Consider the following 21,945-nt stretch of genomic DNA (forward strand, 5'->3'; position numbering starts at 1 on the left):
CGATGCGGCCCGGACAGGGACGCGTCGCGATGTGACCCACGCCATGAACAGCCCGTTCAGCCCGGGGTTACGCCTCCCGAATGTGTGTCACGCCGAACGGCGGACTGGGCGCGCACCGTCGAACGACGCCAGACGTCGGTGTGCCGGGCGGCACCGGAAGATCTCACGACAGTTCCCAGGTGGACGAAGGAGGGTTGGGATCGTGACCGTCACCCATGACGACGAGACACCACTGTGTTTCGGCGTGCTCGGGCCCGTGCGGGTCTGGCGCAAGGGCGAGCAGGTGGATCTCGGTCCTCGCCAACAACGTCTGATCCTGGGTCTGCTGCTGGCCAACGCCGGACAACCCGTCAGCGTCGGCGAGATCATCGAGGTGGTGTGGGGGCAGCATCCGCCGCAGAGCGCCGTGAACGTCGTGCACCGGTACGTGGGCGCACTGCGGCGTCTGTTCGAGCCCGGTCTTCCGGCGAGATCCGCTGGACGATGGCTGCTGGGCGACGCCGCCGGATATCGGATGCAGGTCGACGCCGGCAACCTGGACCTGCTGAGACTGCGTTCCCTGGCCGACCAAGCCAGGTCGGACGGGGGCGCCGGACGGTTCGCCGAGGCGATGTCGGCCTACGAGGAGGCGCTCGGCCTGTGGCGTGGTCCGTGCGGCGGGGCGTCGAAGCTCGGCGCCAACGATCACCTCGCGTTCAGCGTCGTCGACCATGAGTGCGCGGACCTGGCCCGCGAGGCCACCTCGCTGGCACTGCGGCTGGAACGAGCCCGATCAGTCCTTCCCGTGTTGCGCTGCGTGGCGGACCACCGTCCGTGGGACGAGGCACTGCAGGCCCAGCTCCTCCTCGCGTTGTCCGCCGACGGGCAGCAGGCCGAGGCCATCGCGCTGTTCCAGAATGTCCGCCGTCGACTCGCCGAGGAGTTGGGCGTGGATCCGGGGGAGGAGTTGCGCGAGGCGTACCAGGTGGTGCTGCGGCAGAACGCCGCCGGAACCACTGCGTCCGTCGCCGACGAGCCCTCGTCCCCGAGCCCACACTCGGGCCGAGTGCAGATCGCCCGTGCGCCGTCGCTCACCGAAGTGCTGCCCGCTCAGTTGCCGGCCGACCTTCCGCACTTCACCGGCCGGGACGACGCGCAGCGCCGCACCCTCGGCCTGGTCAACGGTCACGTGTTGACGCAGGCGTCGATGCCGGTGCTCGCCATCGACGGAATCCCCGGCATCGGGAAGACCTCCCTCGCCATCCACCTCGCCCACCAGTTGGCCGACGCGTACCCGGATGGGCAGTTGTACGTCGATCTCCAGGGCTTCGACCCCGAGCAGTCCCTGCTGCATCCCGCCGAAGCCCTTCAGGGCTTCCTCAATGCCCTCGGCGTCGCGGACGCCGACATGCCGGCGAGCCAGCACGCCCGGTCCGGCCTGTATCGCAGTGTCCTGGCCAGCCGCCGAATCCTCGTCGTGCTGGACAACGCCCACAGCGTCGAGCAGGTACGTCCCCTGCTGCCGGGCGCTCCCGGCTGCCTGGTGCTCGTCACCAGCCGTAAGCGCCTCACCGGGCTGGCCACGGCGCACGGCGCCCACCTGATGACGCTCGACGTCCTGTCGCAGGAGGACGCGCGAAGCTTCCTGACCGCTCGGATCGGGACGGCGCGAACATCTGCGGACCTGCCGGCCCTGGACGAGATCATCGAGCGCTGCGGGCGGCTCCCGCTGGCGCTCGCTGTGGTCGCCGGCCGGGCCCTGTCCCATCCGGATCACTCGCTGACCGCCATCGCCCGGGCACTACGAGACGCCCAGGGCAGCCTGGACGGCTTCTCCGACATGAGCGACGACATCCGGGCGATCTTCTCGTGGTCGTACCGGATGCTCGGTGCCCGCGCGGCCCGCATGTTCCGGCTGCTGTCGCTCCAGCCCGTTCCGGACGTCACTGTCCCCGCGATGGCCAGTCTCGCCGGCGTGCCAGTGGGCGAGGCGCGGCTGCTCGTCTGCGAACTGGTGGGGACCGGGCTGATCGTCGAACACACACCGGGCCGCTTCACCACGCACGACCTCGTCTGGGCCTACGCGCGAGAGCTGGTCCACCTGCACGAGGACGACGAGGCCAGGGAGCAGGCATCGCGCCGGCTCGTCCAGCACTACCAGCAGACGGCGTACGCGGCCAGCCGGCTACTGGCCCCCGGGCAGGCGTTGGACCCGCCGAAGGCGATGGACACGGTGGCCGTCGGACAGTTGGCCGGCGCCACGGAGGCAGTCGCCTGGCTGAACGCCGACCGACACGTCCTCAAGGCAGTGGTCCACCGCCAGATCGAAGACGGGGATGTGGCGTCGGCCTGGCAGTTGGCGATGAGCCTGCAGATTTTCTATCAGCGCGAGGGCTGGTGGCAGGACTGGGTCACTGTCGCACGGGCATGTCTGCGGGCGGTCACCACCGCCGGTGACGCCATCGGCCGTGCGCACATGGTGTGGAGCCTCGCCGGCGCCGAGCATGCGCTCGGTGACGACGACACCGCGGCGCGTCTCCTGCGGCAGGCGCTGGACCTCTACAACGGGCTGGGGTATCGGTCGGAGCAGGCGCTGGTGTACCGCGATCTCGGTCAGGTCAGCTCCACGCAGGAGAACTACCGCGATGCCGTGGCCTACCACGAGCGGGCTCTGCGCCTCGTCGAGTCGTTGGAGGATTTGCCCAACCAGGTGTCCGTTTTGTGTTGTCTCGCCACCGCCTACTCCGGTCTCGGTCGGCACGACGCCAGCGCGGACCTGGTCGGACGGGCCCTGTCGATCGCCGAGGCGCTCGGTGACCTCGACGGCCAGGGGCTGTGTCACGAGACCCTGGCCCACGGCCGCCGGGTCGGAGGTGACCTGTCGGGCGCACTGGTGGGCATGAAGCGCGCGGCTGCCGTGTACCGGCAGGCCGGGTCGCGCATGAACAGGGTCGGGTGTCTGGTGCACCTCGGCGACGTCGCGCTGGCAGTGGACGACCGGGTCGGCGCCCGCGAGGCGTGGCAGGAGGCACTCGATCTGGTTCGCCATCTCAGCGTGCCGCAGGTGGCCGACATCCGCGATCGCCTGGACCGCCTTGATGCGGATGCGGCGGCCCGAGCCCTGGTCGGGCGCTGAACTTCACGGCCGCGATTCCGTTCGAGGTATGGATGGAAGGGGTGACCGGTGATACTCGACCTCGACGACCCCGAGGACCTCGCGGCGGCATCCTGCTCTACGACGGGTGGTTGGGCATCTTCGGTGGTTCACCGTCCGCGGAGGTCAGCCTTCCCAGCATCGGTCAGGTCAACGCCTTCCCGGTCGACGTGGACTGGACGTGGACGCCGACCGAGGGTCTGATCGTGGCGAACGACGTGCTGGGTGGCGTCTTCTTCCTCAACGGCCTACGGCCGGCCGCAGGGCGGCCCGGTGTGCCCGGCGAGGTCATCTACTTCGATCCACGGTCCTTGGACTGGACCAGGATGAGGCTGTCCCACCGCGAGTGGCTGACCTGGTCGGTGTCCGGTGAACTGCCGCACTTCTACGACGGCCTGTTGTGGCCGCGGTGGCGGGAGGACGTGGCGGCGTTGCGTTCCGACCAGGGGATCGCCGTACTCCCGTCGTTCTGGAACGGAACGGCACCGGCAACCGGCATGACCCGGACGATCCTCCCCATGGCGGACATCCTGACCTTCCAATTCGACGCCGCCAGGCGAAGGGGCCGGAGTCTTGCCGGCGTGTTCGGCCGTTACTCGGTCGAACGAGCGGCCGATCACAGGTCCGAGCATCCTTGTTGCGATACTCCGCATGCAATATACTGCACACTGGAGCCGGTGGTTGCCGGTTCGTACAGGACCCCGCCCGGGGTGAGCCGGCGCGGCGACGGAAGGGGAAACCTCATGAGCACCAACGGTCGAGGAATCGAGAACGTCGTGCTGGTGCACGGCGCGTTCGCTGACGGTTCGGGCTGGCGCGGTGTGTACGACAAGCTGACGACCCTGGGCTACCGGGTCACGATCGTGCAGAACCCCCTCACCTCGATGGAGGACGACGTCGCGGCGACCACGAGGGTGCTCGACCGGCAGAACGGCCCGACGATTCTCGTCGGCCACTCCTGGGGCGGCACGGTCATCACCGAGACGGGAGTTCACCCGAACGTCGCCGGACTGGTCTACGTGTCCGCGCTGGCACCGGACGCGGGTGAGACCACCGCCCAGCAGTACGAGGGATTCGGCCCGACACCCGACTTCGTCATCGACGTCGCCGAGGACGGATACGGGTTCCTCAACCCCGACACGTTCAAGGCCGGGTTCGCCGCGGATGCCAGCGACGCCGACGCCGCCTTCCTGCGTGACTCGCAGGTGCCGGTCAACATGGCGGCCTTCTCGACGCCGGTGAAGAACGCCGCCTGGCGCGACAAGCCGAGCTGGGCCGTCATCGCGACCGACGACCGGGCCTTCGACCAGGCGATGCTGCAGCACATGGCCACGCGCATCAAGGCGAAGATCACCAACGTCGCGGCCAGCCACGCCCTCTTCGCGACGCAGCCCGGCGTCGTCTCCGACGTGATCGTCACCGCCGCGCAGAACGCCGGCGGCGCTCGCTGACGCACCACCACCCCTGACCCAGGGCCGGCTCGCACGTACCGCACCACCGCGAGCCGGCCCCCGAGCTACCCGGAGCGTGACGCCGCATGTCCAGCACGACGTTCCAGGTGGCACTGTGGATCGAACTCCTCGCCGCGGGCCTCGGCGGCCTTCAGGGCGCCCTGTTCGCCGCGGGAGAGAGGCATCGCCGCATCGACCTGCTCGGCGTCATCGTCATCGGGCTCGCCGTCGCGCTCGGAGGAAGCCTCCTGCGTGACGTCGTGCTCAACCAGCCGCCCGTCGTGATCTGGAAGAACTGGTACCTGCTGGTGGCCGGGGCCTCGGCGGTCCTGGGCATGCTGCTACAGCCGGCGCTGGCGCGAGCCGACTGGCTGATCACCGTGCTGGACGCGGTCGTCATGGGGCTGTTCGGCGCGATCGGGGCCTCGAAGGCGTTGTCTCTCGGCGTCGGCGAAGCCGGGGCGCTGGTCGTGGGAGTCATCGGAGCCATCGGGGGCGGCATGCTGCGCGACGTCATCCTGAGCCTGCCGATCTCCTTCCTCCAGGTCGGCACCCTCTATGCCGTCGCCGCCGGGGCCGGTGCCGGTGCACTCGTCCTGCTCACCGCCTTCGGCACACCGATTCTGGTCGCGGGTCTCGTCTGCGTGGTCGTGACCACGTCCGTCCGTCTGGCCGCCGTCCGCTTCGGCTGGACGTTCCCCGAGCAGCGCGCGGTACGCCCGCGACGCCCTCAACCCGTGAAGACACCCGCTGAGTGACCGACTCACCGGCCACCGACCAGGAGACCGACCCGCCGTGACCAACCAAGACCACGTCAACGTCCTGCGCGAGACCGCACACAGGCTCCAACCAGAGCTGGTCCGTCTGCGACGGGACCTGCACGCGTACCCCGAGACCGGTCTCCACCTGCCGCGTACGCAGGCGGCCGTCATCGAGTCGATCGACGGCCTGGGGCTGGAAGTGTCCCGCGGCGCCGGGCTGACATCGGTGACGGCGGTCCTGCGCGGCGGCCGACCCGGCCCGGCGGTCCTGCTGCGCGCGGACATGGACGCGCTGCCGCAGACCGAGGCGACCGGCCTGGAGTACGCGAGCCGCACGCCCGGCGCGATGCACGCGTGCGGGCACGACCTGCACACCGCCGCCCTGGTCGGTGCGGCCCGCACCCTCGCTGAGCACCGCGACCTGCTGGCCGGCGACGTCGTGTTCATGTTCCAGCCCGGCGAGGAGGGGTGGGACGGCGCCGCCCGGATGATCGACGAGGGGGTGCTCGATGCCGCCGGTTCCCGGGTACGGGCGGCATACGGCCTGCACGTGCGCTCCTACGGGACCTCTCGGGGCGTCTTCCGCAGCCGACCAGGCACCCTCATGGGCGGCGTCGACGCGCTCACCGTGACGGTGAACGGAAAGGGCGGCCACGCGTCGATGCCGCACCTGGCCAACGATCCGATCCCGGTGGCCGCGCAGATCATCACGTCCATCCCCGCGATGCTCACCCGCACCTTCGACCCGTTCGATCCGGTCGTCGTCACGATCACGACGATGCAGGCGAGCGCCGGGTCGAACATCATTCCCGAGCAGGCCGAGCTCACCGGCACGATCCGCACGTTCTCGGAAGCGAACCGCGCGCGGGTCAGAGCCGAACTCAACCGGTTGTGCGAGTCGGTGGCCCAGGCGTACGGGACGACAGCCGAGGCCGCCTACGAGGACGGGTACCCGGTGACGGTGAACGACGCCGACGAGTACGAGTTTGCCGCCGCGGTGGTACGGGACGCGCTGGGCCCCGACCGGTTCCAGCCGATGGCCACGCCCATCGCCGCTGCGGAGGACTTCTCCCGCGTGCTGAACCAGGTGCCGGGGTGCTACCTCCACCTCGGAGCGAGCGCCGCCGCCGACCCGGCGACCGCCGCGACCAACCACAGCCCACACGCCGTCTTCGACGACTCGGTCCTGGCCGACGCGTCATTCGTCCTCGCCGAACTCGCCCGACGTGCCCTCGACCGTCTCGCCGCGACCTGACCGCAGGTCCACAGCTGCTACGGATGGGGCGCGCCGAAATTCAATCCGACATCGGTAATTTTCTGTCTGTCTAGTCACGGCATCGAATGGTTGTTCCCCACGGCCCCGCGAGTGACGCTGTTGGTGGCGTGCGGGACGGGCTTTCGGCCCCGTTTCCCCGCATGGACTCAACTCGGGAGGGTGCCACCATGGGTAAGAGGATTCGTGTCGTCGCGGGTTTGACCGTGGCCAGTGTCGCGGCGATGGTCGGAATGCAGGCTCAGCCGGCACTGGCCGTCGACGTACCGGAAACGGGGCTGAGCATTTTCGAGGGCACCTTCGCTCGCTCGGTCCTCTACGTGGCCGAACCCGACGGTAGTTGCCTGGCGATGCCGCCGACGGCGGACTCACTCACCGGCGAGCGCACCATCGAACAGGTCAGCGCGTTCACCGGTCCCAATTGCACGGGTGACCAGTGGAATCTCGGCACGTTCCGAACCTTCAAGGCCGGGAAGTACCAGTCGTTCCGCGCGTACATGTTCGACCGCCCGCTGGGCTCCTGAGCCATCCTGGTAGTCCGCCGGCTCGTCCGGGTGCCCGCACCCTGGCGAGCCGGCTCACTCGTTGATGAGGGCGTTGCGAAGGTACTGCGTGGCGTAGTGCGCGCGGGACTTGACGGTGCCGACCGGAACGCGCAGCCGAGCGGCGGTCTCATCGAGGGTGTGCCCCTTGACGTACAACTCCGTGAGCACGGACCGGTGGTCGGTGCTGAGTCGACCGATGGCGCGTCGCATCGTGACCGTGGCGATGGCCGTGTTCGCCGCCTCGCTCCCGAAGCCTGCGGGTTCGGTGTCGAGGAGGCTCACCTCGGCCGGTCGGGCCTGTCGCTTGCGGTGCGCGTCGATGGCCAGCCGCCGGGCCACAGCGAACAACCAGCGCCGCTGCGACTCGGGCTCGGTCGGCACCGTGTCGAGCTTGCGCCAGGCACGCAGCATGGTCTCCTGAAGCAGATCCTCGGCGGTGTGGCCGACGCCGGGGGACACGAATCCGCGCAGAAAGTAGAGCAGGGCGCTGCCGTTGTTCCGGTGAATGTCGCGCATATGTTCCTCAACGCGGCAGGTCGGATGTGGCGTGGCAGATTCGTCGTGCGTGCGAAGCTCGGGCCCAATGGTGCTCGCCGCTCTGGTCATGATTCTTCCCCGTAGAAATCCAGCAGGTCAGATCAGAGCGTACAGAGAGGGAGTGGAAATCTACTTCATTGCTAGTTACGTCGAATTTGAGGAGTTGCTTCCCGGCCATATCAAAGACGGTGGAGAATGTGCTGCAAACATAATCGGAAAGCCGACCGTACGTCCAATCCTCCGATTGCGGACCTTGTCCCGATGCCTCAGTCGTCTGGTGGCGAGAAGAGTCGACAGGGCAGGCCCAGCAGCAGCACCTACCCTCAGGACATGATCGGTCGTCGCCGTGAGCTCGCCGCCGTCCGACGGCTGCTGGACGGCGCGGTCGCCGGTAGGGGCGGGTGCCTGATCGTCGTCGGACCGCCGGGGTCGGGAAAGACCGCGCTCGGCGACGCGGCGGCGGAGCTCGCCCGGCAGCGTGGCCTGCCGGTGGATCGGACGGCGACAGCCGACGGAGCGGGCGCCCGGCTGGTGATCCTGGACGACCTCGACCAGACCGCGACGGAGGCCGCCCTCGACCAGTTGTCACGCGGCGGCGCAGCGGTCCTGGCCACCACTGTCGAGGCGAGGCACCCCTGCCAGCACCTGTATCTCGCCCCACTGACCGAGGCGGAACTGGCTGCCGTCCTGCCGGGGATGCCGATCGGCACTGTGCACGCGGTCTGGTTGCTCACCGCCGGCTGGCCCGGGCCGGCTCTCGACCTCGCGGCGGCCGTGCCGCCCGGAGCCGGCGAGGACGCCGTCGTCGAGTTTGCCCTCACCTCGCCTTCGCGAGGTCAGTTCCTCGCCCTCGACACGGGGCTGATCCGGCTGTTGGAGGACGCCGCGTCGCGTGCGCTGCCGCCGGCCACCCGGGCTCGCGTGCTGGTGCGGCTTGCCGGAGAGATGCTCGGCGACCCGTCCGCCCCGGCCCGACGGCGGGAACTCGTCGACGAGGCGGTTCGGCTCGCCAGGGACTCCGACGACCCGGGGACCCTCGCCGAGGTGCTGGACGGGCGGCTGCACGCGGTGTGGGATCCGGCTGCCGCGGACGAGCGTCTGTCCACGGCGTCCCAGATCATCGACCTGTCCCGCCGGGCCGGGGATGCCGTCCTCGAACGGCGAGGGCTGTTCTGGCGTTTCGTCGCGCTGGCCGAACTCGGCGACCTGGACGCGGCCGAAGCCGCTCTGGTGGCGTACGCCCGGGCGGGGGAGCGGGACGGCGACCCCGAGGCCGCGGTCATCGCCCTGTCCCGGCACGCCGTTCTGGCGCTGGTCCGGGGCCGGTTCGCGCTTGCGGAGGCGCTTGCCGTCGAGGTGACCGAGACGGGACGGCGGGTCGGCCTGGCAGACGCCTACCGGCTGACCGCGTCGGTGCGGGGTCGACTGGCCCTTCTGCGCGGCGACGCGGCAGGCGAGGTCGAGACGTTGCGCGCGCTCGCGCGGCGACTGCCCGGACACTTCTTCGAGGTGACCGCCGCCCGTGCTCTGGCGGAGTCAGGAGAGGTCACCGAGGCCCTGCTGGAAGTGGATCGCCTGCTGCCGTCGGTGCTGGCCGGCGCGGGTCCCCGCTGGCTCGGCGCGGTGGCCGACCTGGCCTTCGTCGCCTCGTTCGGCGCAGCGCCGACTGCCGCTGAGGCCCTCTACGATGCTCTCCTTCCCTACGCCGGTCGCCTGGTGGTCTGGGGCGGAGCAAACACGATCGCGGGGCCGGTCGACGACTATCTGGGGCGTCTGGCCGCCCGGCTCGGGCGGTCCGACCAAGCGCGGGCGCACTTCGACAGGGCTGTCGCCCAGGAGGAGAGGCTCGGTGCCCTGCCGTGGCTGGCGGCCACCCTCGCAGCCCGTGGGGATCGGGCGCAGGCGGCATCGATAGCGGAAGGGCTCGGCCTGCCGGTACCCGCCGGCCCGCCGGGGTTGTCCGACGAGACAGCGCCCCCGAAGGCGGCGGACGGCTCACCGGCCGCCGACGCCGAGCCGAGCGCCGACGTGTGGAGACTGGGACGCGACGGCGACGACTGGATCATCGACGCCGGTACGGAGCATGCCCGCCTTCGTGACGTCAGGGGTCTGCACTTCCTGCGTGCCCTCCTGGCCGCACCCGGCCAGGAGATCGCCGCGCTGGATCTGGCCGCCGGCGGCGCCGGCCTCGTGGCGCCCGCGCCCGAACCGGTGCTCGACACCGCAGCCCGCGCGGCGTACCGCAAACGGCTCGACGACCTCGCGCGTCAGATGGACGTGGCAGACCGCACCGGCGACGTCGAACTCGCCGCGACGTTCGCGGCGGAGAGGAGCGCGCTGCTGGCTGAACTGCGGCGGGCTGCCGGCCTGGGGGGTCGGACCCGCTCGCACAGCGCCGAAGCGGAACGAGCCCGGGTCAACGCGACACGTGCCCTGCGGGCGGTGCTCACCAGGCTGGAGCCGGTCGCTCCCATCGTGGCGGCGCACCTGCGGGCGTCGGTACACACCGGCAGCTACTTCCGCTATCAGCCCGCAGCCGGTGGGCCGGCGCGCTGGCAGCTGTGACCGGGGCCACGCACGATTCGTTCAGTGCGTGGTTACGCCGAACGGGTATGTCATCTCCAATCGTTCTGCTTCACGGACTCACCTTCGATCGGCGGCACTGGGACCCGCTGCGTCGCGAACTCGCGGTCCTGCAACCGGACCGCAAGGTCCTCGCCCTGGACCTGCCGGGCCATGGCGACGCGCCACCCCGCGCGTCGTACGACCTGCGCGAGGTTGCCGAGCTCCTGCACAGTCAGATCACCTCGGCGGGTCTGACCCGGCCGCCGACGGTGGTGGGTCACTCCGTGGGCGGTGTGATCGCCACGATCTACGCCGCTCGCTATCCCACGAGCGCCGTCGTCAACCTGGACCAGTTCCTGCTGCCGGGCCCCTTCGGCGACGTCGTACGGGCGGCGGAGCCGGAGCTGCGTGGCCCCGAATGGCGCGCCGTCTGGGAGCGCATGGTGGCCGGCATGGGGATCGAGTCGCTACGAGGCGAGGCGCGGCACCTCGCGGAGACCGCCACCGCACCGAGGCGCGATCTGCTGCTGGGTTACTGGAACGAGCTTCTGCACGGCGACGACGGGCAGATCGCCGTCGATCGCGAGGCGGATCTGCGGACGATCGCCGACCGGGGCGTCGGTTACCGGTGGGTGACCGGCGCGCAGCCGCCAGCTCCCTATGTCGAGTGGTTGACCGCGGCCCTGCCGACGGCCGTCGTCACGGTGCTGCCCGGTGGTCACCTGCCACACCTGGAACACCCGGCCCAGGTCGCTCGACTGCTCTACCAGGACGATCGGTCATGAGCACTCAGTCGAGGACCGCTTCCCGCAGGGATCGGACGGCGTAGTGAAGCCGCGAGCGGACCGTTCCTACTGGTATCCCGAGACGCGCGGCGACCTCCGGGGCGGGACGGTTCTCGATGAGAACCTCCATCAGTACTTCGTGGTGCTCCCGGCTGAGATTTTGCACGGCCTCGCTCAGCGCGACGTTCGCGAGGGCCTCGGAGGCGGTCGAGTCGTCCGCGGTCACGCCGTCGGCTGACGGTGTCGCTTCGAGGGGTCGTGCGCGCGTGCGGCGGTAGTGGTCGATGACCAGGTGCCGGGCCACCGTGAACAACCATCGTCGGCCGGTCTGTTCGTTCGCCGTGAGGGCGGTCGGGTTGCTCCGCCAGGCCCGGATCATCGTTTCCTGGACCAGATCTTCGGTGCTCTGGTCGACGTCGAGGGTCATCCTCGACACGAAACGGGTCAGCGGCGCGCAGTGCGTGGCCACCAGGTGCCGCATCTGCGCGTCGCTGTCGCCGGGTTGCGCCGTGGGTGACATGGAACAGCGCTTTCCCCTCCGTCGGTGACGAACCACTCGCGCGGCTCGTCACCGAACCTTGGTAGAGCTGACTGACATATGTGTGATGCACGAGTGACAGGGGTGCAATCGTGCCCGGTGGGGTATGGCGTGTGACTCGTTGACAGTGGCTTCGACGCGGTGTGTAATATGTTGCATGCCGATCCCCGAACGTCAGGGTGTCATCCCGCGAGCCCTGCTGAGGGAAAACGCATACGTGTCGATCCGTGACGCAATTGTCGACGGCACTCTGGCGCCGGGGGAACGACTCAACGACGCGGATCTGGCTCAGTGGCTGGGTGTGAGCCGCACTCCGGTGCGCGAGGCGCTCGCCCGGCTCGAGGAGGCCAGCCTCGTCCAGACCAAACCCGGCCGTTACACCATGGTCACCCCGTTGGACGTCCAGGCCGCGAGGGCTGCCCAGTCGGTCACCGCAGCGATGCACGAGCTGGCCGTACGCCAGGCGGTGCCCAATCTGTCCGCGGACGAGATCGAAGCCATGCGGGCGGCCAACCGACGGTTCGCGGCAGCTCTGCAGGCGGGCGATGTCGACGCCGCCATCGCCTCGGACGACGAATTCCACGGCGTCGCGGTAACGGCCGCCGCCAATTCGGCCATCCGTTCCGTGCTGGAGCAATTCACGCCGATGCTTCGACGGCTCGAACGCCTCCGCTTCTCGTCAGTGCACGGGCGCGATTCCGTGGCACAGCACCAACGCATCATCGATTTGTGTGAGGCCCACGAGGTGGAGCGAGCCGCAGTGGCCGCCCGGGACAATTGGCTCAGCCTGGATCCGCTCTTCGAGTGCGAGGCGCCCCCGGAGTAAAGCGTCTCCGGTCCGCCACGACCGCCTCATCCGCCCCAGCCGTCCCCGGCCCGATGTGACCTGCGCCGCGGCGTCGAACACGGGCTGCGGGATGACGTTGTACCTGATGAGCGGCGGTACACGCGCGCGGCCACCCGCACGATCGGAGACGCCCGGTGAAGATTTGGCTCCCACACAAGCTCGGCCTGACCTACCTGCACGACCTGCCGGCGGAGGTCGAGATCGAGGTGGCGGACGACCCGGCCGCCCTGCCCTCGGACCCCGAAACGGTCACCTTCTTCGTTCCGACACTGCTGGACCAGCCGCAGTTCCACGACGTCGTGCCACGGATGCGCGCACTGGAGGTCCTGCAGCTGCCGAGCGCGGGCTCCGACGGGTGGCTCCACCTGACACCACCGACAACGGTGATCTGCGACGCCCGTGGGCTGCACAGCGCGGCGACCGCCGAGTGGGTGCTGGCAGCCACCCTGGCGCAGCTCCGTCACCTGCCCTCCCTGCACTCGGCGCAGCTCGACGGCGTCTGGAAGCCGCAGCCGGGTGTCGACCTGAGCGGCCGGCGCGTACTGCTGATCGGCGCGGGCTCGGTGGGCGCAGCCGTCGCCCGGCGCTTGGAACCCTTCGAGGTCGACCTGACCGTCGTGGCACGGACAGCGCGGCCGGCGGAGGGCGTACGCGGCGTCGCCGACCTGCCCGTGCTGCTTCCCCGGGCCGATGTGGTGATCGTCGTGGTGCCGTTGACCGCCGCGACCCGGCACCTGGTCGACAGCGAGTTCCTGGCTGCCCTGCCTGACGGGGCGCTTCTGGTGAACGCCTCGCGTGGCCCGGTGGTGGACACCACGGCGCTGCTCGGGGAACTGTCGTCGGGCCGGCTGCGCGCCGCGCTCGACGTGACCGATCCCGAGCCCCTTCCGGACGGCCACCCCCTCTGGCGGGAGGCGAACGCTCTGATCACCCCACATGTCGGCGCGATCACCGAAGGGCTCACCGACCGCGTGTACCGGCTGGTGCGCGACCAGGTCGACAGGTACCTCGCCGGAGAACCCCTCGCCAACCGTGTCGACCGCTGAACCGGGCGCGTCCGGCGGAGCGACTGGCCCAACCTGACCACGGCCCACCGAGTTGGGCGACGGGAGTGTGAACTGTGCCGCAGGACGTTCGAGCGGGTGGCGAGCGCGTGACGGCGCGGCGGCGCGCCCTCACCGTGACGCTGACACTGGAACTGGTGCTGGTCGCGCTCGGCTGCGGCCTGGCATGGCAGAGCGAGACTGGCGGCGGAAGGCGACCGACGACGGCCACCAACCTCGTCGACATGAACCTCGTCCCGCCCGGCCCCGCCGCACCGGGCGCGGCAACCGGCACTTACACCTGGGACTGTGGCCGAAACGAGAACGGCCACCGCAACACCGCGAACATCGTGATGGCACCCGGCTTTCCCGGGCAGCCGCACCACGTACACGACTACGTCGGCAACCTCTCCACCGCCGTCGGCTCGACGCCGCAGACCCTCGCAGCGGCACTCTCGACCTGCCGCAACGGTGACCTGTCGACGTACTTCTGGCCGGTGCTGCGCACCACCGGCCACACCGGCCACGACGGCCCGATTCAGGTGCCGGTCGAGGTGACCCTCACCTTCTCCGGCAACCCCCGGGGAACCGTCGTGCCGATGCCGCAGCAGCTGGCCGGCACGGTCGGGGACGCCGTGGCCATCACCAACGGGGGCCGGAACGTGGCGGCGACCTGGACGTGCTCAAGCACCGCGGAGCGGCGCACCACGGAGTACCCCCGATGCCCCGCCGGCGACCGGGTGCAGCGGATGTACGACTTTCCGAGCTGTTGGGACGGCCTGCGGACGGACAGCGAGAGCCACCGTGCGCACCTCGTCTTCCCGTCCCCGGACGGCTCGTGCCCGCGCAACACCTTCCCGGTGCCCCGGCTCCGACTGACCCTCGGGTACGACATTCCGCCGGCTGCCGCGTTCCGGATCGACGCCTTCGACGGCCAGCGCAACAGCCCGCTGACCGATCACGCATTCTTCGTCAACCTGATGCCGGAGCCGCTGATGGCGACTGTCGTCGACTGCCTCAACAATGGACGGACCTGCCAGGACTGACCCGGGCACACCTCACTGCGGCCGGCCGACCTCGAACCGGCCGTCGGAGGACAACACCCTGACGGTGACGGTCTTCGGCACGCCGGCCACCTGGGCGGAGCAGGAGAAGCGGCTGCCCACCTCGACCGACCGGCCCGGTGGGCAGGCGACGAGGTCCGCGTCGAGCTGGTAGTCGTCGCGCAACACCGACAGCACCCCCTGCTGCAGGGCCGCCGTGTCGAAGACCTTCGTGACGAAGAAGCCGGGCCAGACCAGTCCGAGTACCGCGACCAGTGCCACCACGGCCACCGCCGGGCCGACGACGGCGATCAGGAGTTTCCGGGAGACCCGCCGCCGACGTTCGACGGGTGGGCGTGACCCGGTGGAGTCCGGCCCCCACTGCGCCGGAGGTGCCGGTGCCCACCGAGGGGCGGGAGTCGGGAAGTCGCCGTCGGCGCCCGCGTACGGGTTCGTCATCGTCGTCTCCTCCGGGCTCAGCTGGCGGCCGTGGTGGGGGTACCGGGCAGCGGCCTGGTGCGCTCGCCGGTCGGGCTGATCGCGAACCAGGTACCCCCGACCCCCTGACCCTTGACGTCACCCGGCGCGGCGTCCTGCGCGAACAGGTAGACCGGCCAGCCGCCGATGGTCACCTGGCAGGTGCCGTCGGCCCGCTCCACGTAACCGACGAGCTTCGGGTTGATCCCGCTCGGGTAGATCTGCCCCGGCGACCTGACGAGCAGCGGAGGCCACATCGTCGCGCACTCACCGTTGCAGTTCGACGTCGACGGCTTGGCCCTGTCCTTGTCGAACCGGTACAGCGTCCGACCCTGCCCGTCGGCGACGTACGTGCCGATCTCGGCGGACGCGGTCCCGTTGAGCTGGACGACGGTGCTGCCCCGTCCCGTGTCCGGCGCGGGTGAGAGCGCGACGTCGGACGGGCCGCTGTAGATCCGTACGCGACCCTGGGTCTTCGCCACCGTCGGCGCGGCGAGCGGCGTCGCCGGAGCCTCGATCACCTCCGGCGGGGTGCCGGCCTCGGCTGTCGAACTCGGCGTCGGCTGCGCGGCCGTGGGGGCCGTCGTCGGGGCGGCCGCCGTGGCCGGCGCTGCCGGCCCGGTCACCTCGTCGCCGCACGCGCCCAGGGCCGCCAGGCTGGCCAGTGCGATCGCGCTCAGCGCGACCCGGCTGTGCACAAGCATCTCTGCTCCACCTCGTGTTCGGGGAGGACCACGCCCATCCGCGCGGTCCGGCATCCACACGAAGCGGTCGGCGAACTGGTTCACCGTCGAGGTCGGACGAGTCCCCGGTCACGATGTCGAATCTCGCGCTGAACCGTTTCGGGCAACCGTCCGTGTGGGTGGCGGCGACGGCGGAAGGCGACCCAGGAGGGGCCGCCCCCCGGAGCCGGAAACGACCGACGACCTGAAGGAGCGGAACGTGGCCACCTACCACATCGTCAGCGAGGACATGCAGGAGTCTTCGACCTGGCTGAAGCAGAACATGCAGACGCTGCTGGACGGGATGAACCAGGCCAAGAGCAAGATCGACACCCTGATCCAGGGTGGCTACAACACCCCGGCCGCCCAGCAGAAGTTCGGCCCGTACTTCGACGAGTACAAGGGCAGCGTCGACCAGACCCTGAACGGCATGGAGGGCATCAGCCAGTACCTCTCGCAGGTCAGCGACGCGTTCTCCGAGACGGACAACCAGACCGGGGCCAGCCTCGGCCGCTGAACGACCGGACGGGCCGGGGCCGCGTGGTGAGCGAATCACCGCGCGGCCCCGCCCGTCTTTCCCGACGGACCACCCGACCAGGAGACCCTCGTGCGCCTGCAGCTCACCGTTGCGGATCCGTCCACCGCCGTCATCGAATACCAGGTCGAGGCGGCCCCCGAGAACACAGTGGGGGAACTCGCCGAGGCGCTCGCCGCGCGTCGGCCGGAGCCCGCCGGCACACCACCGGCCATCTTCGTCGCCGGGGCACCACTGGACCCACTGCTCACCCTCGCCGAGGCCCCGCTGCGCCAGGGCACGGTGCTCGGGCTGGATCGGCCCGTGCCCGAGCCCCCGACGCAGCCGCCAGGACTGGTGCAGGTGCGGGTGGTCAGCGGCACCGACGCCGGTGCGACCTATCAGCTCGACCTCGGTGAGCACACCATCGGCACCGCGAGCGTCAGCCGGGTCGGCCTCACGGACCCCTCGCTCGCCCCGGTGATGGCGTCGGTCCGGGTCCTTCCGGACGGCAGATGCCGGGTGCGGCCGGAGCAACAGGGCCTCCTGCTCGACCGGGTCGAGCTCGACGGGGAACAGGCGTGGCCCCCCGGTGGACAACTCGCGGTCGGCTCGTCCCTGCTGGAACTCCGCGTTCCGGTCCGGGCCGAGGCCGCGCTGCAGATCTCTGAGGACCGCACCGGGCTGGACTACAACCGTCCACCACGGCTGCTGCCGGAGGTGCGCCTGACCCAGTTCACTCTGCCGTCGCCGCCGTCCCCGCCGGAGCGACGACCGCTCGTCCTGATCACCGTGCTGGCCCCGCTGGTGGTCTCCGGAGCCGCGTACCTCATCACCGGCAACCCGCTGACCCTGCTCTTCGCCATCCTGTCGCCCGTGGCGTTGATCGCCGGTCAGATCAGCTCCCGACGGCTGGGCAAGGCCAGCCACCGCACCCGCCTCGCCGAGTACGAGGCGAAACGGACGCGGATCAGCGCCGAGGCGCAGGCGGCGCTGACCGCCGAGCGGCTGGCCCGGCGGGACAACTTCCCCGACCCCGCCGCCGTACGGCTGATCGCTGTCGGACCGGAGCGCCGCCTCTGGGAACGGCGCCGCACCGACCCCGACTTCCTCGAACTGCGGGCCGGCAGCGCCGACCTACCGTCCGAGGTGGTGCTCCGGGATCCGAGCCAGGACGAGCATCGACGGGAGGTCCGGTGGAGTGCCCTCGACGTGCCGGCGACCGTGTCGGTGCGCAAGCACGGAGTGGTCGGCATCGCCGGCGTCGCCGTCGCCCGGGTGACCGCCCGGTGGATGGTCGCGCAGGCCGCCACCCTGCACAGCCCCGAGGACCTGCAGATCTACCTGCTCGCCGGCGCGGGAGACGAGGAGGGCTGGTCGTGGGTCGGCTGGCTGCCGCACGCGGCACCGCGCGACGGCCAGGACACCGTCGCCACCGTTGGTGCCGACACCCAGACCATGGCCCGCCGCGTGGCCGAACTGAGTGCGGTGATCGCGGCCCGCTCCGCCGAGCGGACCGACGGGACGTTCCGCGACATCCTCGTGGTGCTCGACGGGGCACGCCGGCTGCGGTCCCTGCCCGGGGTGACGCAGATTCTGCGGGAAGGACCCGCCGTCGGGGTGTACGCGATCTGCGTCGACGCCGAGGAGAAGCTGCTGCCGGAGGAGTGCCAGGCCGTCGTCGCCGAGCAGTCCGACGGGTCGCTGCTGGTGACCCGGACGCTCGCCGCGCCGATCTCCGCTGTGCACCCGGACCTGCTCTCGACGCAGTGGCTGCGGACGGTGGCGCGTGCACTCGCGCCGCTGCGCGACACCGGCGGCGCGGACGACGGCGCCGCACTGCCGGACGCGAGTCGGCTGCTCGACGTGCTGGGCATGGAACCGCCGGAGCCGGACGCGGTCGCGGCCAGGTGGACCACCGGAGGCCGGACCACCGAGGCGGTGCTCGGTGTCTCGCTGGACGGGCCGTTCGCCCTGGACCTCAAGCGGGACGGTCCACACGCGCTGGTCGCCGGCACCACCGGATCGGGCAAGTCGGAGCTGTTGCAGACTCTGGTCGCCTCGCTCGCCGTCGCCAACCGGCCGGACGCGATGACGTTCGTGCTGGTGGACTACAAGGGTGGCAGCGCGTTCAAGGACTGCGTCCGGCTGCCGCACACCGTCGGCATGGTCACCGACCTCGACACCCACCTGGTGGGTCGGGCGTTGACCTCGCTCACGGCCGAGCTGAAGCGGCGGGAGCACATCCTCGCCGAGGCGGGTGCCAAGGACATCGACGACTATGTCGACCTGCTGCGTCGGGAGCCGACCCGGACCTCGATGCCACGACTGCTGATCGTGATCGACGAGTTCGCGTCGATGATCCGGGACCTGCCGGACTTCGTGACCGGTCTGGTGAACATCGCGCAGCGGGGACGGTCGCTCGGCATCCACCTGGTGCTGGCCACCCAACGTCCGGGTGGAGTGGTGTCACCCGAGATCCGGGCGAACACCAACCTGCGGATCGCTCTGCGGGTGACCGACACCAGCGAGAGCCAGGACGTGTTGAACGCCCCGGATGCCGCCTCGATCCTGAAGTCGACGCCGGGCCGGGCCTTCGTACGCCTCGCCCAGTCGTCGTTGGTGCCGTTCCAGGCCGGGCGGGTCGGTGGGTTCCGTCCGGGCGCTCGCACCGAGGCCCGGCAGGCACCCTGGCTCGCGCCGGTCTCCTGGAAGGACCTGGGTCGGCCCAGGCCCAGCCGTCCGGGTGTGAAGGCCGCGCCATCGGCCGAACTCACCGACCTCGCCGTGCTGGTGGAGGCCGTCCGGGGTGCCAGTGAGCAGCTCGCCATCGAGCCGCCGCACAGCCCGTGGCTGCCGGCCCTCCCGGACACCCTCACCGTCGACGAACTTCCCGCGCCGCGCGGCAGCGGCTACCACCTGCCCCCGGTGGCGTACGGCCTGGTCGACCTGCCGGCCGAGCAGGAGCAGGCGCCGTTGGAGCTGGACCTGGGGACGCTGGGGCACCTGCACATCATCGGCTCGTCGCGCAGCGGCCGTTCACAGGCGTTGCGGACGATCGCCGGCACCGTGGCCGGCGCGCACTCGACCGCCGACGTCCATCTCTACGGCGTGGACTGCGGCAACGGCGCCCTGCTCGCCCTCACCGAGCTGCCGCACTGCGGCGCTGTGGTGCAGCGGACCGAGGCCGAACGGCTCGGTCGCCTGTTCACCCGCCTCGTCGCGGAGCTGGGGCGTCGCCAGCAGGTGCTCGCCTCCACCGGTTCGGCCGGGATGGTGGAGTACCGGGCCGGGGCGGCCGAGTCCGACCGTCCGCCGCACATCCTGGTGCTGCTCGACCGGTTCGAGGTCTTCGACAAGACGTTCGCCGACTACGACAACGGCAGCGTCATGGCGGCCCTGCTGACCCTGTTACGCGAAGGCGCCGGGGCCGGAATCCACGTGGTGATGGCCGGCGACCGGAGCATGTTCACCACCCGGATCTCGTCGACGACCGACGACAAACTGGTGCTCCGACTGACCGAACGCAGCGACTACAGCATGGTCGGCATCAACTACCGGCAGCTGCCGGACGAGATCGGCACGGGCCGGGCGATCCGGGCGGTCGACGGCGCGGAGGCGCAGATCGCCCTGCTCACGCAGGACAGCTCCGGGCAGGGTCAGGCCCGCGCGCTCGCCGCGATCGCCGAGGCGGCGCGGCTGCGGGACGCCGCGGTCGGTACCGCCGGGCGCCCGTTCCGGATCGACGTGCTGCCGGACGAGCTGACCCTGGCGCAGGCGAGCGTCCTGGCGCGGCCGAACGGTCCGCTGTGGACGATGCTCGGAGTCGGCGGGGACGAGCTCTCGGCCATCGGCCCGGACCTCGAGACCAACCCCTCCTTCATCCTGGCGGGACCGCCCCGATCGGGGCGGAGCACCACCCTGCTGACGATGGTCGCCGGTCTGCTGGAGAAGGGGACACCCGTGGTGATCGCGGCACCCCGCCGATCGCCGCTGCGGGAGTTGGCCGGGGTGCCCGGGGTGCTCGACCTGGTGACGAGCGAGAACTTCACCTCCGCCGGGCTCGCCGCGGCCCTCGCCGGGCGCTCCGGACCCGCCGTGGTCGTCCTGGACGACGCCGAGCAGCTGCTCAAGTGCGACGCCGGCAGCGACCTCGGTGAGATCGCCCGGGTCGGGGCGGAGCAGGGCCTCGGGTTGATCATGGGCGGTTCCATCGACGGTCTCTCCGGTGGCTTCGGCGGCTGGCACGTCGACGCTCGCCGCAACCGGCAGGGCGCGCTGCTCAGCCCGCAGGGCCTCGGCGACGGTGAGCTGATCGGCGTGAAGCTGTCCCGCAGCCAGCTCGGCGGCGGTCGGCCGGGCCGGGTGCACGCCCACTTCGGTGACGGCAAGCTGCACCTGGTGCAGGTGCCCCGCACCGAACCGGCCGGGCTGCGGGAGCTGCTGGCCGGGACCGGCGACGCCCGGTAGGCACGACCGCGACGACGGAGTCCGGCTCCCATTCGGGGGCCGGACACGACAATGCCCAGACCCCGCCGGGTACGCAAACGACGTTGGGGGGACACCCCCAACGGTGTCCCCCCAACGCAGGTCGGCAGTTACCCCTAGCTGCCGACCTCCCCCGGGGAGGCCGCCGGCGGCGTGAGCGCGGAAGCCTCCCCCTCATACGAGAAGGTCAATGTCGCGGTGATCGTGGCGAAGAGCTCGAAGATCTCCTCCGCCTCCGCGAGATTCGGGCTCGAACCGGTGACCACCAGCACGTTCGTTGCCCCCGGCAGCGGTACGACAGTGTGCATCACGGCGCAGCGCATGGTGACGCCGTCCTGGCTGACGTTCTGGATGCCGTGCACCCGACCGACGGTGCCGATCGCCGGGATCTGTGCGGTGCTCACCCGACGCCAGGTGCCGTCGGCGTGGGCGGGCTGCGCCACCGCGGTCAACGCCCCGATGATGTCCCCGGTCGCGGGCGGGGTGACCACGGAGACGAGCACCGTGGCGATGAGCGCGCCGTCCTCGTACACCTGGAACGTGCCGGCGGCGTGCACCGCGCCGGCGTTGCGGGCCTGCCGCACCGACCGGCGCAGCTGCTCGGCGTACTGTCCCGCCTGCTCCTCGGTGAACCCACCATCGCGGGCCCGGGTCCACACGTCGTCGGCGACGCGGTTCTCGCTCGCCTCGTCGGCGACCGAGAAGTCGACCCAGTCGTGCGGCGTACGCAGCTCGAATCCGGTCGGGACAGCTACCGCAGTGCCCCCTGCGCTGGTCAACTCGTCGCTCCGTCCGACTCGAGTGAGGCCGCCGTCTGGTCGTCGGTCTCCCGGAACGCGTCGGCCACCGCCTTCGCGGCATCGCGGACCCCTTCGAGGTCCTTGGCCACGACGTACCGGCCGTCGCCCCAGCGCTTCTCGAACTCGCGGGCGGCCCCTTCCAACTCACGCTGCCCCAGCGTGTCGACGACCGGACCCATCGACCTGATCGGTGAGCTGTCCATCAGCTCCTTGGTGCGCTGCAACAGGTCGTGCACCCGCATCAGCTCCGTGCCGGGTACGTCGATCACGCTCATCGCGCCACCCCGGCGTCGAGCCTGCTCCGCTTGCCCATCCCCGCTCTCCTCCCCGGTCCGGTCAATGACTCCGCGCCGTACACGGACGGCCGGTCGGATCGGTTCAGTCCGGCTGAACCGTTTCCACGATCGCTACGTGTGCGAGTCG

Annotated in this window: 18 protein-coding genes; 12 read left to right on the forward strand and 6 right to left on the reverse strand. The window is 70.7% G+C overall.

The features are described 5' to 3' along the window. The first annotated feature begins 202 nt into the window (after window positions 1-202). The 5 genes from FHU34_RS12470 to FHU34_RS12490 all read left to right on the forward strand — a co-directional run bounded on the left by FHU34_RS12470 (window position 203) and on the right by FHU34_RS12490 (window position 7,142). Window positions 203-3,115, forward strand: a complete 2,913-nt coding sequence (locus tag FHU34_RS12470; protein WP_167524811.1) for an AfsR/SARP family transcriptional regulator — start codon at window positions 203-205, stop codon at window positions 3,113-3,115. Between the two features lie 41 nt (window positions 3,116-3,156). Next, entirely contained in the window at window positions 3,157-4,584 is a 1,428-nt protein-coding gene (locus FHU34_RS12475; protein WP_167524812.1) for an alpha/beta fold hydrolase, read from the forward strand. 86 nt (window positions 4,585-4,670) lie between these two features. After that, the gene (locus FHU34_RS12480; RefSeq protein ID WP_145780107.1) at window positions 4,671-5,342 is read left to right on the forward strand and encodes a trimeric intracellular cation channel family protein; all 672 of its coding nucleotides are present in this window, start codon (window positions 4,671-4,673) and stop codon (window positions 5,340-5,342) included. Between the two features lie 37 nt (window positions 5,343-5,379). Continuing rightward, the gene (locus FHU34_RS12485; protein WP_244311639.1) at window positions 5,380-6,600 is read left to right on the forward strand and encodes a M20 metallopeptidase family protein; all 1,221 of its coding nucleotides are present in this window, start codon (window positions 5,380-5,382) and stop codon (window positions 6,598-6,600) included. Window positions 6,601-6,788: 188 nt separating this feature from the next. Then, complete coding sequence (locus FHU34_RS12490) at window positions 6,789-7,142, forward strand: hypothetical protein (protein ID WP_145780108.1); 354 nt, start codon at window positions 6,789-6,791, stop codon at window positions 7,140-7,142. A gap of 54 nt (window positions 7,143-7,196) precedes the next feature. Here the strand turns inward: FHU34_RS12490 and FHU34_RS12495 are convergent, their stop codons facing one another. Next, window positions 7,197-7,679: a sigma-70 family RNA polymerase sigma factor gene (locus FHU34_RS12495; protein ID WP_167524813.1), complete on the reverse strand. Its 483-nt coding sequence runs from the start codon at window positions 7,677-7,679 to the stop codon at window positions 7,197-7,199. Between the two features lie 351 nt (window positions 7,680-8,030). Here FHU34_RS12495 and FHU34_RS12500 point away from each other — a divergent pair, with 351 nt between their 5' ends. Further along, window positions 8,031-10,265 (forward strand): AAA family ATPase, encoded by a 2,235-nt coding sequence (locus FHU34_RS12500; RefSeq protein WP_145780110.1) that lies wholly within the window; start codon window positions 8,031-8,033, stop codon window positions 10,263-10,265. Window positions 10,266-10,312: 47 nt separating this feature from the next. Further along, window positions 10,313-11,050 carry an alpha/beta fold hydrolase gene (locus FHU34_RS12505; RefSeq protein ID WP_145780111.1) on the forward strand — a complete coding sequence of 246 codons (738 nt, stop codon included), beginning with the start codon at window positions 10,313-10,315 and terminating at the stop codon, window positions 11,048-11,050. A 4-nt stretch (window positions 11,051-11,054) separates the two neighbouring features. Here FHU34_RS12505 and FHU34_RS12510 read toward each other — a convergent pair whose 3' ends face one another. Then, window positions 11,055-11,570 carry a sigma-70 family RNA polymerase sigma factor gene (locus tag FHU34_RS12510; protein WP_145780112.1) on the reverse strand — a complete coding sequence of 172 codons (516 nt, stop codon included), beginning with the start codon at window positions 11,568-11,570 and terminating at the stop codon, window positions 11,055-11,057. A 175-nt stretch (window positions 11,571-11,745) separates the two neighbouring features. Between FHU34_RS12510 and FHU34_RS12515 the strand changes: the two genes are divergently transcribed. From FHU34_RS12515 to FHU34_RS12525, 3 genes are all read left to right on the forward strand, one after another. Beyond that, a complete protein-coding gene (locus tag FHU34_RS12515; protein WP_145780113.1) occupies window positions 11,746-12,414 on the forward strand; it encodes a GntR family transcriptional regulator in 669 nt (222 codons plus the stop codon). Window positions 12,415-12,569: 155 nt separating this feature from the next. Further along, window positions 12,570-13,481, forward strand: a complete 912-nt coding sequence (locus FHU34_RS12520; RefSeq protein ID WP_145780114.1) for a 2-hydroxyacid dehydrogenase — start codon at window positions 12,570-12,572, stop codon at window positions 13,479-13,481. A 107-nt stretch (window positions 13,482-13,588) separates the two neighbouring features. After that, complete coding sequence (locus FHU34_RS12525; protein ID WP_145780115.1) at window positions 13,589-14,524, forward strand: DUF1996 domain-containing protein; 936 nt, start codon at window positions 13,589-13,591, stop codon at window positions 14,522-14,524. Window positions 14,525-14,536: 12 nt separating this feature from the next. Here the strand turns inward: FHU34_RS12525 and FHU34_RS12530 are convergent, their stop codons facing one another. After that, entirely contained in the window at window positions 14,537-14,980 is a 444-nt protein-coding gene (locus FHU34_RS12530; protein ID WP_145780116.1) for a DUF4333 domain-containing protein, read from the reverse strand. A gap of 17 nt (window positions 14,981-14,997) precedes the next feature. Then, window positions 14,998-15,702 carry a COG4315 family predicted lipoprotein gene (locus FHU34_RS12535; protein ID WP_244311641.1) on the reverse strand — a complete coding sequence of 235 codons (705 nt, stop codon included), beginning with the start codon at window positions 15,700-15,702 and terminating at the stop codon, window positions 14,998-15,000. 238 nt (window positions 15,703-15,940) lie between these two features. Here FHU34_RS12535 and FHU34_RS12540 point away from each other — a divergent pair, with 238 nt between their 5' ends. Next, the gene (locus FHU34_RS12540; RefSeq protein WP_145780117.1) at window positions 15,941-16,237 is read left to right on the forward strand and encodes a WXG100 family type VII secretion target; all 297 of its coding nucleotides are present in this window, start codon (window positions 15,941-15,943) and stop codon (window positions 16,235-16,237) included. A 90-nt stretch (window positions 16,238-16,327) separates the two neighbouring features. Continuing rightward, a complete protein-coding gene (locus FHU34_RS12545) occupies window positions 16,328-20,704 on the forward strand; it encodes an FtsK/SpoIIIE domain-containing protein (protein ID WP_145780118.1) in 4,377 nt (1,458 codons plus the stop codon). Between the two features lie 134 nt (window positions 20,705-20,838). Here FHU34_RS12545 and FHU34_RS12550 read toward each other — a convergent pair whose 3' ends face one another. Then, the gene (locus tag FHU34_RS12550; RefSeq protein WP_145780119.1) at window positions 20,839-21,501 is read right to left on the reverse strand and encodes a hypothetical protein; all 663 of its coding nucleotides are present in this window, start codon (window positions 21,499-21,501) and stop codon (window positions 20,839-20,841) included. Continuing rightward, window positions 21,498-21,797 carry a hypothetical protein gene (locus FHU34_RS12555; RefSeq protein WP_088988841.1) on the reverse strand — a complete coding sequence of 100 codons (300 nt, stop codon included), beginning with the start codon at window positions 21,795-21,797 and terminating at the stop codon, window positions 21,498-21,500. Before FHU34_RS12555 ends, FHU34_RS12550 begins: the two co-directional genes overlap by 4 nt. Between the last annotated feature and the right edge of the window lie 148 nt (window positions 21,798-21,945).

Origin of the sequence: Micromonospora taraxaci (assembly GCF_007830095.1) — a bacterium.
GTDB lineage: Bacteria > Actinomycetota > Actinomycetes > Mycobacteriales > Micromonosporaceae > Micromonospora > Micromonospora taraxaci.

Coding starts and splice junctions, on each gene's coding strand:
- FHU34_RS12480 (WP_145780107.1), top strand. CDS start 4,671: ATGTCCAGCACGACGTTCCAGGTGGCACTGTGGATCGAACTCCTCGCC.
- FHU34_RS12490 (WP_145780108.1), top strand. CDS start 6,789: ATGGGTAAGAGGATTCGTGTCGTCGCGGGTTTGACCGTGGCCAGTGTC.
- FHU34_RS12495 (WP_167524813.1), bottom strand. CDS start 7,679: ATGCGCGACATTCACCGGAACAACGGCAGCGCCCTGCTCTACTTTCTG.
- FHU34_RS12500 (WP_145780110.1), top strand. CDS start 8,031: ATGATCGGTCGTCGCCGTGAGCTCGCCGCCGTCCGACGGCTGCTGGAC.
- FHU34_RS12505 (WP_145780111.1), top strand. CDS start 10,313: ATGTCATCTCCAATCGTTCTGCTTCACGGACTCACCTTCGATCGGCGG.
- FHU34_RS12510 (WP_145780112.1), bottom strand. CDS start 11,570: ATGTCACCCACGGCGCAACCCGGCGACAGCGACGCGCAGATGCGGCAC.
- FHU34_RS12515 (WP_145780113.1), top strand. CDS start 11,746: ATGCCGATCCCCGAACGTCAGGGTGTCATCCCGCGAGCCCTGCTGAGG.
- FHU34_RS12530 (WP_145780116.1), bottom strand. CDS start 14,980: ATGACGAACCCGTACGCGGGCGCCGACGGCGACTTCCCGACTCCCGCC.
- FHU34_RS12535 (WP_244311641.1), bottom strand. CDS start 15,702: ATGCTTGTGCACAGCCGGGTCGCGCTGAGCGCGATCGCACTGGCCAGC.
- FHU34_RS12555 (WP_088988841.1), bottom strand. CDS start 21,797: ATGAGCGTGATCGACGTACCCGGCACGGAGCTGATGCGGGTGCACGAC.